Genomic DNA, 13,037 nt, shown 5'->3' with positions numbered 1-13,037 from the left:
CTGCTTTGAGGCAGAACGACTATTCACCAGTAGTGCCGCCGGAGCTCGGGGCCTGGTCGCCGGGGTTGTCCGTGAGCGTGGTGATACCGGCGCACGGCGGGCAGGACAAACTCGATCTGGCGCTGGCCGCGCTGGCCGCGCAGACGTACCCGGACCAGCTGATGGAGGTCCTGGTCGTGGACGACGGCAGCGCGCCGCCCGTCCGGTTGCCGGAGATCCGGCCGGTCAACACCAGGCTCGTCCCGGTACGCGACGGCTGGGGCATCTCGAACGCGGTCAACACGGGTGCGAAGGCCGCCGACGGTGAGATCATCCAGCGGCTCGACGCCGACATGGTCGCCTGCCGCGAGCACATCGAGGCCCTGGCCCGCTGGCACCACGTGACCGACTACCTGGTCACCATCGGGATGAAGAAGTTCGTCGACGCGCCGCCGGTCACCGCGCGCCAGGTCTTCGGCGCCGGACGTCTGGACGAGGTGTTCGACCTGGCCGGGGCCGTGTCGAGCTCGACCGAGGCGACGATCGAGAAGACCGACGGGCTGCGCAGGAGCCGCAACCCGTACCACGTGTGCACCGGGCCGACCTTCGCACTCCCCCGCGAGGTCTTCGACGCCGTGGGCGGCCTCGACCCGACCGTGGTGCGCGGCGAGGACACCGAGTTCTCCTACCGGCTGGCCATGCACGGCGTGGTGTTCGTGCCGGACCCGGCCGCCCAGGCCGTGCATCTCGGGCTGCCGGCGCAGCATCGCGACCGGGAGCGGGCCGTGCGGGCGGTGGAGCCGTACCTGGCGCACCGGATCCCGCTCCGCCGGGACCTGCGCAAGGACCGGGGGCGGCGGTGGCTGGTGCCGTACGTGGAGATCGTGCTGGACGTCACCGACACCTCCGAGTCGGTGGTGCGGCGGGCGGTGGCGGCGGCCCTGGACGGCAAGCTCCAGGACGTCGTCCTGACGCTGGTGGGCCCGTGGTCGCGGCTCGACGACGGACGGCGCGCGGTGTTGTCGGACCCGTGCTTCGAACTGCGGCTCATGCGCGACCTGTTCGCGCACGACGAACGCATCCGGCTCATCGACGAGGCCGCGCCGACGCCCGCGCCCACGCCGTTCCGCTACCGGGGGCCGGTGGACGTGCCGTTGCACCGGGCGACGCTTGAGCGCATGGTCGAGTCGGTGCAGAAGGACCTGGCGGGGGTGCTCGTCGTGGACCTGCCCGACGGGCGCACGGCCCGGCTCGAACGCACCTCGGCGCTGGGCCGGGCGCTGCTGCTCGCCGATCCCGGCGCCGACCTCGACGACGTCATCGACACCACCCACGGGGTGCGCCACGAGCCGCCGGACCGCTACTGGCCCGCGCCGCCGCAGCCGGAGCCGGTCACCATCCCCGCGACGGTGGCGGTTCCGGCCGAGTCCGCCGAGAACACCCTGTTCCGACGGCTGAAGTCAGCCCTCCGCCCGAACTGACCTCCCTGGACGCCGGGGGCGCCCGCGCGGCCCCGGAGCCTGGTCGTGTCGAAGGTCACCGGCCGCCCCGGGGCCTGGCTGTGTCGGGGGTCAGCCGCGCAGGCGGCGGCCCAGTGCTCGTTTCATCGTGGCGGACAGCAGCGTGCGCAGGCTCTGCTGGGCGCGGTTCGCGGCGGCGAGCTGGCGGCGCAGGGTGCTCACGTCGCGCCGCAGCTCGACGGCCGCTTTGCGCCACCGTGTGGCCTCGTCCTTCCACTTGCTCACCTGGGCGCGCAGGCGGTCGGCCTCCCTGGTCAGCCGTTCGGCCTCGGCCTGGGCCTCCATCCGCGCCCGGTACGCCCCGCGCCGCCCGACCAGGGGCGCCGCCTCCGTGGTGAACCCGTAGGTCTCGCCCTCGACCCAGGACACGCCGGACACGGCGTCCACCACGTCGTCAAGGTCGCCGGGGTCGCCGGCGGCGACCATGCGGGCCCTGGCGAAGGACGACCGGCGTTCCAGGCGGGCCGCGACGACCCCTTGGGACGACTCCCGCAGCAGCACGGAGACCAGCCCGAGCCCCTCGTCGCGGGCCAGGTCGAGCAGGCCGGCGACGGTGTCCTCGCCGGGGATCCAGCCGGGCGGCAGGCGCAACACGAAGGGCGTGGCCGGATCGATCTGCGCGGCCTCCTCGGAGACGGCCAGGCGCACCCGGCCTTCGTGCCGGTAGTGGCCCTGGACCAGCGCCAGGTCGAGGTCGGGGTCCTTGAGCGGGGAGCGGCGTTCGCGGCCCAGCTCGTCCCAGGGGCCGAGCAGGAGCACCGACAGGTCGGGGACGGTGCCCGCGAGCAGCGCGTCCACCGTCGCGCGCACGCTGTCGTAGCCGGCCGTGCCGTCCACGACGGCGGTGACGTACGGGATCTTCCAGTGCCTGGACGGATGAGAGCGCAACCACCGGTACGCCGGGATGCGGTCGGCCACGAACGCGTGGCTCACCCGGTCGATGGACTCCTTGTCGCGCATGCGCATGGTCGGGCCGAGATGGTAGGCGCGGGCGCGCGGCTCGGGCACGAACACCGCGCCGGCCTGGCCCAGCCGGTAGCCCATCTCGGTGTCCTGGCCGAGGATCAGCTCGTCGTCCATGGGCCCGGCGGCCTCGATCAGGCGGGCGCCCACGGAGGTGGCGCCGCCGACGTGCAGGCTGAAGGGGCGCTGGGGGTTGGCGGTGAGGCCGTCGGTGCGTTCGACGAGGTCGACGATCCAGGTGTGCGGCTCGGCGGGCTCGAAGTGATTCTCCAGGTCGGCGGGCAGCTCGGCGGGGACCGGCGCGTCGGTGAACCTGATGTAGCCGGTCACCACCAGGTACGGGGCCGCGTGGTGCCAGCGCATGTGGGCCTCGATCGCGCCCGGGGTGAGGACGACGTCGGAGTCGAGCCAGTGGATCACGTCGCCGGTGGCCTCGGCCAGGCCGGCGTTGCGGGCGTTCGCGCGACCGGGCTGGGAGCAGACGATCAGGCGGGTGCCCTCGGGCCGGGTGGCGGGCAGCCGCAGCGGCGGTGAGCTGCCGTTGTCCACGACGATGACCTCGGTGAGCGCGGCCGGGTAGGTCTGGCGGGCGAGGGCGGCCAGCACCAGGTCCAGCTTGTCCTGGCCACCGTAGGCCGGGACGATCACGCTGACCTTGAGCGACGGGGTGAGGTCCTCGCCCGGACGCAGCACGCGGTAGTCGTTGCCGCGCACCGGAGGGTTCTGGCCGGGCTTCATGCGGGGTCCATCGGCAGGCACGGGTTCATGCGGCTTCCATCGAGCACGGGTTCATGCGGGGTCCATCGGGCGGGGTTCAACAGGTTCAGCGGGTCCGAACAGGCACGTGCGGATTCATGCGAGTTCATGCGGTTCCATCAGCAGGCTCGGCCGGAAGCCGTGCCATTGGTTCGTGGCGATCCTGACGAAATGGGCCAGCGGCAGCTGCCAGGTGTGCTCGGCGGTGAGCGCCCTGCGCAGCACGTAGCCGAGGCCGTGCGTGCGATAGGTGCGCGCGCCGATCTTTTGCGCCGCTTTCAGGAACTCCAGATCGACCGCCCGCGGCAGTGCGGGAAATCCTCCAATTTCCCGAAATTTCGCCGTTTCGAGCAAAATGGTGCCTCCGGCCACATGATCTGCCCAGACCTCGCTGGGGTACGCCGCCCCGCTCGCGAACGTCGTCCGCCGGATCGTGGCGCGCAACGGCTCCAGGTAGAAGAACTCGGCCGTCGTGCCCACCACGTCGGCCCCCGCGTACGAGCGGGCCATGAGGAGGTCGGCCAGGTGGTCGGGGCCGTACCAGTCGTCGTCGTCCCACTTGGCGAGATGGTCGCCCGACGCCGGGGCGGCGGCCCGGTTCAGCACCTCGCCGAACGGCACCGTCTGCTCCGCCTCGACCCATCGCACGGGCAGCGAGCACGCCTCGACGGCTGCGCGTACCTGCTCGAAGGCCACCCCGTGCAGCCCGAGCAGGACCTCGGCCTCGACGCCGCGCTGCCGCTCCATCTGCGCCAGCGCCGCGCCGACCAGGGCGGGCCGCTTGGTCGACATGACGACACTGACCGTCGGGCCGGCCGACGTGCGGGCCGGCCGGTGCGCCAGGCGGCGCAGGCGTACGCTGTGCTCCTCCCGCCGCAGGTCGGCCAGGCAGCGCGCGGTGCCGTCGGGCTCGACGAGCCAGTCGCGGTCGGTGAGCAGCGCGGCCAGGTCGCCCGGCACCCACGCGGGGGCGTCCTTGGCGGTCAGCGGTATCCCCGCGCCGGCCAGGGCCGTCAGGCCGTCGAGCGGCACCGGCGCGGCGGGCCAGTCGATCTCCAGCCCGCGCCGCGAGTGCAGCTCGGGCACCTCGGGCGGCCCGCCGTCGACCTGCCATCCGCCCGCCCAGTGCAGCCGGGCGAACCCCTTGCCCGGCGTACGCGTGAAGCCGCAGGGGGTGACGGACATGGAACGGCGCTCCTCCGGTCGGGACGGGATCGGCGCCTACCTTACGCCCGTTTTTACACGTCAGTAGACGGACAGGCAGCTTTCGCATGGCGGGCGACGCAGGCCGCGGGGCAGCCGGTTCCCAGTTTTCCTCCAGGAACTTATGGCACGGTAGTGGCCAGGATTTATTAGGGTGGCAATAATCCCGCTCCGACTCCTATGCCCGACTCGTCGTGACTATGAAAGGTTTGCGCGGATGCTCTCGCCCCGCCGACTGGCCGCGACCGCCGCACTTCTCGCAGTTGTGGCCACCGGGGTGCTCGTGCTCCTCGTCCTGGCCGGCCTGCTCACACTCGGCGCGGCGGCGACCGTCGCGGCGTTCGCGGTCACCCTGGCCGCCCTCGCCCTCCTGCTGCTCACCGTCCGCCGCGTGGACGGCAAGGCGCACCGGATCGACCTGCGGATGAAGAAGCACGAGGCCGAGCTCGCCCGCGCCACGACCGCGCTCAGGAACCTCGAATCCCGGGTGGAGCTGCTGGTCCAGGCCGTCGAGGAGTCGGCCGCACGGCGCGCCGACGACATCGGGGCGATCCTGGCCTCGCTCGGCGAGGACCGCGTGCACGCCATGACCAGGGCCCGCGAGGTCGAGGAACTGCGCGAGGAGGTTCGCGCGCTGGCCAAGGGCCTGGCATGACCCGCGTCCGGCACAACGACTACGGGGTGCTGCGCCCGCCCGCGATCGGGGCCTGGGAGCCGTCGCTGAGCGTGTCCGTGGTCATCCCGGCCTACGACTGCCAGGAGGCGCTGGAGCGTACGGCGTCCGCGCTGGCCGCACAGACGTACCCGGCCGAACTCGTCGAGATCGTGGTCGCCGACGACGGCAGCACGCCGCCGGTCGAGCTGCCGGGGGCCCACGTCGTACGGGTGACCGACGGCTGGGGACGCGGCGCGGCCCGGCAGACCGGGCAACTGGCCGCCACCGGCGAGGTGATCCACTGGCTGGACTCCGACATGATCCTGGCCCCCGACCACCTTGAGGCGCACATGCGCTGGCACCACCTGCTCGACCACGTCGTGGTGATCGGCGACATCCGGTTCGTGACGGAACCCGGCGAGGAGGGCACGCGGCCGGAGTACACGAGGAAGACGCTGGAGTCGACCCGGATGCTCAAGGACGCGGGCACGAGCGCGTACCTGCTGCACACGGGGGCCTCCACGTCGGTGCGCGCGGAGCTGCTGCGCGCGGCGGGCGGCGTGGACGTCTCACTCAACATGGCCGAGGACACCGAGCTGGGCTACCGGCTGGCCCAGGCGGGCGCGGTGTTCGTGCCCGATCCGCAGGCCAGGGCGTGGCACGTCGGGCCGTCCACGGTGATGCTGCGGGAGAAGGAGGTCCACCGGCACAACTGGTCCTACCTGGGCGACCTCGTCCCGGATCTGCGCTGGCTGCGGGGTCATCCCCGGCGACACTGGCGGGTGCCGTACGTGCGGGTCGTGGTGGGCGCGACCACGTACGAGGAGACCCGGGCGAGCGTGGACGCGGCGCTCGCGGGCACGCTGCCCGACGCCGCCGTCACCGTCGTCGGCCCCTGGGACGAGCTGACCGGCGAACGCCGGTCCAGCCTCGACGATCCGCTGCTCGACCTGCGCCTGCTGCACAACCTGTACGCCCACGAGCCGCGCGTCACGTTCGCGGAGAGCGAACCGGTCTCGGCCGCCCCCACGCCGTTCCTGCTGCGGCTGCCTGCCGGCTGGGTCCTGGGGGCCGACACCCTCGCCCGGCTCGTCCGGCTGGCCGACGAGGACCTGCTCGGCCTGGTCTGCATCGCGCTGGCCGAGGACGGCGGGGAGGTCGTGGCCGCCCGGCTGGAGCGCACGGCCGCCTTCGCCCGCGCCGCACGCCTCGACGGCGCCGCTGATGACAAACCCGACCACCCCGCCGACGACCGGGCCGACAACCGGGCCGACGACCGGGCCGACGACCTGGTGGACGACCTGTTCGGCGTCCTGTGGGTCGAGGGCGGCGAGCACGGCTTCGGCACCGCCGAAGAGGCTCCGCCGCTGGGCGGCGACCCGGCCAAGTGGCGCGCGCTGGCGGCCCGGCGGCTGGCCGAGATCAAGGAGTTGCGGGCCGCGGCCGACCGGCTCGCCGCCGAGGTCGAGCGCCTGTCCGGCCCGCAGGACGAGGAGCCCTCCGCACCCGGGCCGCTGAGCTCCCTGATCCGCCACCTGCGGAGCGCCGGATGATCGCTGACCAGCCGCCCGCCGAGCGGCGGACGGTCGCCGCGCTGCTGGCGGAGCTGCCGGGCGCCCGGGTGTTCCTGGCCGGCATCGAGAGCCGGTCCCTCCTGACCGGGCAGACCGGGACGGGCGGCGTCGTGGACCTGGACCGGGACCTGCTGGAGCCGCCCGCCGAGCCGGAGTCGGCCGACCACGTCCTCGTGCTCGCCAGGACGCCCGCCGACCTGCGCAGGGTGGCGACCCTGCACAAGCTGCTCCCGCTGGCCGGGCGGGTGGTGGTGTGCGTGCTCGACGCCCCGGCCTCGCATCCGGCCCCCGTGCCCACGCCGACCCCGGCGCATCGCTGGCGGTCGCTGACGGACCTGCGGGTGTACCAGCCCAGGAGCCGGGTGTGGGTGGTGGACGCCCGTTTCTCCGCCGCGACGCCCGCCGGCCGCACGGTGACCGCGACCGCGCGGGCCTTCGCCGGGCACCGGCTGGACGTGATCGCCGCGCCGGCCGCCGGGATCGCCGGGATCGGCTCGGCCGACTGGCGTCCGGGCGACCCGAACGCGACCCCCGCCGAGGTCACCGGCCCGGTCCCGGAACGCGTCGGCGCCCCCGGCAGCGACGTCGTGCTCCGCACGCTGGGCGACGTCGCCCTCCGCGGCCTGGCCGGCGACGCCCTGCGCCTGCCGGGCGACGGCCGCGCCTCGGACGCGTCCCCGGCCCTGACGCCGGGCGGGGCCGGAGAGCCGGGCGGTATCGGCTGGGCCGGCGATCAGGCTCCCGTCGAGCGGCCCACGATCGTGGCCGCGAGCTGGGAGAGCATCGGGCGTCCCGGTGGGGCCGGGTCGCCGCTGGCCGATCCCGACGTGCTCGCCGAGCCGTCGATGGTCCCGCCCGTGGACGAGCGCCTGGTCAACCCCCAGGGTTTCGTGACCACGCCGTCCCGGGGCACGGCCGCGCTGGCCGAGCGCGACGGCCGCTGGTCGGTGCTGCTGGACGGCAAGGTCGTCACGACGTTCGCCGAGTCCGGCGGGGTCACCGACGCCGACGTGGCCAGGCTGCGGCAGATCCGGGGCGTCGAGGTGAGCTGGCACCATCCGCACAGCGGCCCGCTGGCGGCCGTACGGGTGCTGGCCGGTCTGGCCGCCGCCGGGGTGCCGCTGGTGACCGGGGCCGTGCCGCGCTGGGCGGGGGCTCTCGGGGACGAACTGGTCACGCTCCTGCCCGCCGCGCCCGACCTGTCCGACGACCTGCGGCGCGAGGAGCACAGCATCCGGTTGCGCCGGGCCGCCCTGCGTACCCATGGCGTGGCGGCGCGGTGGGAGCAGCTCGGCGCGCCCGCCCCCGCTCCTCCGCTCACCTCCGTCCTGCTGGCCACCAGGCGCGCGGACATGGTGCCGTTCGCCCTGCGGCAGATCGCCCGCCAGCGCGACGCCCAGCTCGAAGTGGTGCTCGCGCTGCACGGCGTGCCCCGGGAGCATCCCGACGTCGCCGCCGCCCTGGCCGCCTTCGACGGCCCGCTGACCGTGTACGAGGCCGACCCCGGAGCCGTCTTCGGCGAGGTGCTGAACGAGGCCGCCGCCAGGGCCTCCGGCTCGTTCCTGCTGAAGATGGACGACGACGACTGGTACGGCCCCGACTTCCTGGCCGACCTGCTGCTCGCCCACGCCTACTCGGGGGCCCAGGTGGTCGGCACGGTGCCCGAGTTCGTCTACCTGGCCTCGATCGACGTCACCGTGCACCGCAGCCAGGTCACCGAGCAGATCACCAGCTTCGTGGCGGGCGGCACGATCCTGGTGGAGCGCTCGGCGTTCCAGGCCGTGGGCGGCTTCCGGCCGCTGCGCCGCTCGGTGGACACCCAGTTCCAGGAGGCCCTCCAGGCGGCGGGCGGCCAGATCTACCGCACCCACGGCCTGGGCTACATCCTGCGCCGGGGCCCGGCCTCCGCCCACACCTGGCAGGAGCCGATCGGCACGTTCCTGCGGCGCAACAGACGCCAGTGGCGCGGGTTCCGCCCGAACGCCCTGATGGAGCTGGAGGGGAGCAGCCGCCCATGACCGTGCCCCGGATCCGCGGGAACGACTTCGGCGTCCTGGACCCTCCCGAGCTGGGGGCCTGGGAGCCGGAGCTCACCGTCACGGTCGTCGTCCCGGCGCACGACCGCCAGGAGACCCTGGACCTGACGCTCGCCGCCCTGTCCGCGCAGAGCTACCCGGCCCACCTGCTCGACGTGATCGTGGTGGACGACGGCAGCGCCACCCCCATCCGCCTGCCCGAACTCGTCCCGGGCGGCACCAAGCTGATCTCCGGTCCGCCGGGCGGCTGGGGGCGCGCCTGGGCCGTCCAGGCGGGCCTGGACGCCGCCTCCGGCGAGGTCGTCCTCGTGCTGGACGCCGACATGGTCCCGCACCGGCGGCACGTCGAGGCCCAGCTCCGGTGGCACCATCTGGCCCCGTACGTGGTGGTGCTCGGCTGGATCGACTTCACCTCGGCCGCCGAGCTGCCCACGCCCGGCCAGGTCGTCCAGGCGCTGGACGACGGCGCCGAGAACGGCCTGTTCCCCCTGTCACCGCACCGGCACGACTGGGCCGAGAAGATCATCCACGACCACGACGGCCTGCGCACGGCGTCCGGCGCGACGGCCGCCCGCGTCCACGTGGGGGCGACGGCGTCGTACCCGGCGGCGTTGCTGCGCTCGATCGGCGGCCTGGACACCTCGCTGGTGCTGGCCGAGGACACCGAGCTGGGGTACCGGCTCACGCAGGCGGGGGCGGTCTTCGTCCCGGACCCCGAGGCACGGGCCTGGCACGTCGGCCTGCCGACCGCGATGCGCGACGTGGCCGCGTTGAAGCGGTACAACGATCCCTACGTGGCCGACCGGGTTCCGTACCGGCGGTACCTGCGTACGGAGGCGGGGCGGCAGTGGCTGGTGCCGTACGTGGAGGCGGTGGTGCCGGCGGGCGGCTACGAGGACACCCGCGCCACCGCGGACGCCCTGCTCGCCTCCTCCATCCCCGACGTGCGCCTCACCCTCACGGGCCCGTGGCCCGCGCTGCCCACCGGACGCCGGTCCCCCCTGAACGACCCCGACCTGGACCTGCGCCTGGTCAAGGCCACCTTCGAGCACGACCCGCGGGTCCGGCTGGCCACCGAACCGCCTCCTGGGCCGCCCGCCGGCACGACGGCCCCCTTCCGGCTGAGCGTGCCGCCCGGCTGGACGCTCTCCCCCGGCACGCTCGAACGCCTGATCGCCCACCTGGAGGAGCACGACCTCGGCAGCCTCTGCCTGGCCCTGGACGAGACCGGGCACGGCGTGGTCGCCGCCCGCCTCGACCGTACGGCCGCCCTGTCCAGAGCCGCCCTGGTCGCCACCCCCGACGACCACCCGGACGACCTGATCGACGCCCTGTACGGCGTGGAATGGGCGGACGGCGCGTCGTGGGGCCTCCACCGCCGCCCCGGCGTCTACCCGCCCGGCAGGCCGCCGGTCGCGGAGCTCGCCCGGCTGGCCGCCCGCCACGAGAAGGACCTGACCCTCCACCGCAAGCGCGTGGCCGCCCTGCGCGCCGAGATCGCCCAGCTCCGCCGGGAGTCCGCCAAGAACGGCAGGGACGCCTCCCGCTGGCGGGAGAAGGCCGAGAGCTGGCGGCGCGAGGCGGTGCGGCTGGCCCGCGAGCAGGACCGCACGGTCCTGAAACGGGCCGTGCGCCGCGTCCGCGACCTGGCCTTCCCCACCCACTGAGACCTGGGCGGGGGCAGGCGTCAGTCGTCGCCCTCCACGCGCATCACACTGGCGACCGCCCGGACGATGTCGAGCCCGCGCAGCCCCTCCATGGTCGCCGTGAGGGCGGCGTCGGTGGCGCGGTGGGTGACGATGACGAGCTGGGCGTCGTCGCCGTGGCCCTCCTGGCGGACGGTCTGGATGGAGACGTCGTGCTGGGCGAACAGGTCGGCCACCCGGGCCAGCACGCCCGGCTTGTCGGCCACGTCGAGCGCCACGTGGCAGCGCGTGACCGTGTCGCCCATCGGATGGACGGCCAGGTCGGCGTAGGTGGACTCCTCAGGCCCGTGGGTGCCGGCCAGGCGGTTGCGGCCGACGGCCACGAGGTCGCCGAGCACGGCCGAGGCCGTGGGCGCGCCACCGGCGCCCTTGCCGTAGAACATGAGCTGCCCGGCCGACTCTGCCTCCACGAACACCGCGTTGTACGCCTCGCGCACCCCCGCGAGCGGATGGGTGCGCGGGATCATCGCCGGGTGCACCCGCACGCCGAACGAGCGGCCGTCGTCGGAGCGCTGGCAGATGGCCAGCAGCTTGATGACGTAGCCCATGGCCTTGGCGGAGGCGACGTCGGTGGCGGTGATCTCGGTGATGCCCTCGCGGTGCACCTTGTCGGCGGTGACCCGGCTGTGGAAGGCCAGGCCGGCCAGGATGGCGGCCTTGGCGGCGGCGTCGAAGCCCTCGACGTCGGCCGTCGGGTCGGCCTCGGCGTAGCCGAGCGTCTGGGCCTCCTCCAGGGCGTCGGTGAAGGACGCGCCCGTGCTGTCCATCTTGTCGAGGATGTAGTTGGTGGTGCCGTTGACGATGCCGAGCACGCGCTTGACGTGGTCGCCGGCCAGCGACTCGCGCAGCGGGCGCAGCAGCGGGATGGCGCCGGCGACGCTGGCCTCGAAGTAGAGGTCGCCCTCGCCGCGCCGGGCCGCCTCGTGCAGGGCCGAGCCGTCCTCCGCCAGCAGGGCCTTGTTGGCCGTGACGACCGACTTGCCGCGTTCGAGGGCGGCCACGATGAGCGTGCGGGCCGGTTCGATGCCGCCGATCACCTCGACGACGATGTCGATGTCGTCGCGGGTGACCAGGGACTCGGCGTCGGTGGTCAGCAGCGCCGGGTCGACCTCGATGTCGCGCTTGCGCCCGAGCCTGCGCACGGCCACGCCGGCCAGCTCGAGCGGGGCGCCGATGCGCGCGGCCAGGTCGTCGGCCTGCTCGTGCAGGAGCCTGATGACCTGCGAGCCGACGACGCCGCAGCCCAGCAGAGCCACTTTCAGCGGTTTCACAGCTGCCCCCTCAACAGGTCGTCCTCGGTCTCGCCCGCCACGATCACCCGGGCCGCGCCGTCGGCGACGGCGACCACGGCGGGCCTGGGCAGGTAGTTGTAGTTGCTGGCCAGCGAGCGGCAGTAGGCGCCGGTCGCGGCCACGGCGACCAGGTCGCCGGGCGCCAGGTCGGCGGGCAGGTGGCAGTCGCGCACGATGATGTCGCCGCTCTCGCAGTGCTTGCCGACCAGGCGGCTGAGCATGGGCTCGGCGTCGCTGGCCCGGCTGACGAGGGTGGCGGTGTACTCGGCGCCGTAGAGGGCGGTGCGCACGTTGTCGCTCATGCCGCCGTCGACGCTGACGTACGTGCGCAGCCCCTCGACGTCCTTGACCGTGCCGACCTCGTAGAGGGTGATGCCGCCCGGGCCCACGATGGTGCGGCCCGGCTCGACGGTCAGGCGCGGCACCGGCAGGCCTGCGTCGACGCAGACCTTGGTGACGATCTCGCGCAGGCCGTCGGCCAGCTCCTTGATGTCGGGGGCCTCGTCGCCCTCGACGTAGGCGATGCCGTAGCCGCCGCCGAGGTCGAGCTCGGGCAGGACGACGTCGTGCTCGTCCTTGATCTGGACGAGCAGCGAGGCCAGCCGCCGCGCGGCCACCTCGAACCCGGCGGTGTCGACGATCTGCGACCCGATGTGGGAGTGGAGGCCGACCAGGTCGAGCTGCGGCAGCGCGAGGATGCGGCGCACGGCCTCGGCGGCGGCGCCGGTGTTGAGCGACAGGCCGAACTTCTGGTCGTCGTGGGCCGTGGCGATGAACTCGTGGGTGTGGGCCTCGACCCCGGTGGTCACCCGGATCATCACCTTGGGCCGCTTGCCGAGCTGTTCGGCGAGGTAGCCGAGGCGGGCGATCTCCTCGTAGGAGTCGACCACGATGTGCCCGACGCCGCACTCCAGGGCGCGGGTCAGCTCGGCCTTGGACTTGTTGTTGCCGTGGAGGGTGATGCGCTCGGGCGGGAAGCCGACGCTGAGCGCCACCGCCAGCTCGCCGCCGCTGGCGACGTCGAGCCCGAGGCCCTCCTCGGCCAGCCAGCGCACGATCTCCTTGCACAGGAACGCCTTGCCCGCGTAGTGGACCTCCGAGCCCTGGAAGGCCGTGGCGTAGTCGCGCATACGTGAGCGCACGTCGGCCTCGTCGAGCACGTAGAGCGGCGTGCCGTGCTCGCGGGCGAGGTCGCGCACGTCGACGCCGCCGACCGTGAGCGTGCCGTCGGTCCGGGCCGACGTTCGGGGCCAGATCGCGGGGTCGATCCGGTTGAGGTCGGCGGGCGCCATCGGGGGGCGCTCGTGGGGCAGCATCTCGGCGTGCCGGTCCCCGGCTGGATGGACGAAGCTC

The 13,037-nt window shown here is 73.9% G+C and carries 9 protein-coding genes; 5 read left to right on the top strand and 4 right to left on the bottom strand.

Features of this window, described 5'->3' with window-relative positions; translation table 11 throughout:
- Nucleotides 1-71 precede the first annotated feature (71 nt).
- On the top strand, nt 72-1,460 hold the full coding sequence (locus ABZ815_RS07525) for a glycosyltransferase (RefSeq protein WP_357695065.1): 1,389 nt from the start codon (nt 72-74) through the stop codon (nt 1,458-1,460).
- Nucleotides 1,461-1,550: 90 nt separating this feature from the next.
- On the opposite strand, the gene ABZ815_RS07520 is transcribed toward ABZ815_RS07525, so the two are convergent.
- Both ABZ815_RS07520 and ABZ815_RS07515 read right to left on the bottom strand, forming a co-directional pair.
- On the bottom strand, nt 1,551-3,200 hold the full coding sequence (locus ABZ815_RS07520) for a glycosyltransferase (protein ID WP_357695063.1): 1,650 nt from the start codon (nt 3,198-3,200) through the stop codon (nt 1,551-1,553).
- A gap of 114 nt (nt 3,201-3,314) precedes the next feature.
- A complete protein-coding gene (locus ABZ815_RS07515; RefSeq protein WP_357695061.1) occupies nt 3,315-4,403 on the bottom strand; it encodes a family 2 glycosyl transferase in 1,089 nt (362 codons plus the stop codon).
- A 235-nt stretch (nt 4,404-4,638) separates the two neighbouring features.
- On the opposite strand from ABZ815_RS07515, the gene ABZ815_RS07510 reads away from it, so the two are divergent.
- Genes ABZ815_RS07510 through ABZ815_RS07495 form a run of 4 tightly spaced genes read left to right on the top strand, consistent with a single transcriptional unit; the run spans nt 4,639 to nt 10,353 of the window.
- Nucleotides 4,639-5,076, top strand: coding sequence for a hypothetical protein (locus tag ABZ815_RS07510; RefSeq protein ID WP_357695059.1), 438 nt, complete (start codon nt 4,639-4,641; stop codon nt 5,074-5,076).
- Complete coding sequence (locus ABZ815_RS07505) at nt 5,073-6,629, top strand: glycosyltransferase family 2 protein (RefSeq protein WP_357695057.1); 1,557 nt, start codon at nt 5,073-5,075, stop codon at nt 6,627-6,629. Before ABZ815_RS07510 ends, ABZ815_RS07505 begins: the two co-directional genes overlap by 4 nt.
- Nucleotides 6,626-8,668 carry a glycosyltransferase family 2 protein gene (locus tag ABZ815_RS07500; protein WP_357695055.1) on the top strand — a complete coding sequence of 681 codons (2,043 nt, stop codon included), beginning with the start codon at nt 6,626-6,628 and terminating at the stop codon, nt 8,666-8,668. Before ABZ815_RS07505 ends, ABZ815_RS07500 begins: the two co-directional genes overlap by 4 nt.
- Nucleotides 8,665-10,353 carry a glycosyltransferase gene (locus ABZ815_RS07495; RefSeq protein WP_357695053.1) on the top strand — a complete coding sequence of 563 codons (1,689 nt, stop codon included), beginning with the start codon at nt 8,665-8,667 and terminating at the stop codon, nt 10,351-10,353. The genes ABZ815_RS07500 and ABZ815_RS07495 overlap by 4 nt, the downstream gene beginning before the upstream one ends.
- 20 nt (nt 10,354-10,373) lie before the next feature.
- Here the strand turns inward: ABZ815_RS07495 and ABZ815_RS07490 are convergent, their stop codons facing one another.
- The gene (locus tag ABZ815_RS07490; protein ID WP_357695051.1) at nt 10,374-11,663 is read right to left on the bottom strand and encodes a homoserine dehydrogenase; all 1,290 of its coding nucleotides are present in this window, start codon (nt 11,661-11,663) and stop codon (nt 10,374-10,376) included.
- Nucleotides 11,660-13,000: a diaminopimelate decarboxylase gene (lysA, locus tag ABZ815_RS07485; RefSeq protein ID WP_357695416.1), complete on the bottom strand. Its 1,341-nt coding sequence runs from the start codon at nt 12,998-13,000 to the stop codon at nt 11,660-11,662. Before lysA ends, ABZ815_RS07490 begins: the two co-directional genes overlap by 4 nt.
- Nucleotides 13,001-13,037 lie beyond the last annotated feature (37 nt).

Origin of the sequence: Nonomuraea sp. NPDC047529 (genome assembly GCF_040642995.1) — a bacterium.
Taxonomy (GTDB): domain Bacteria; phylum Actinomycetota; class Actinomycetes; order Streptosporangiales; family Streptosporangiaceae; genus Nonomuraea.
Note: the sequence above shows the minus strand (reverse complement) of the source record. Positions and strands in the feature narration are given on the sequence as shown.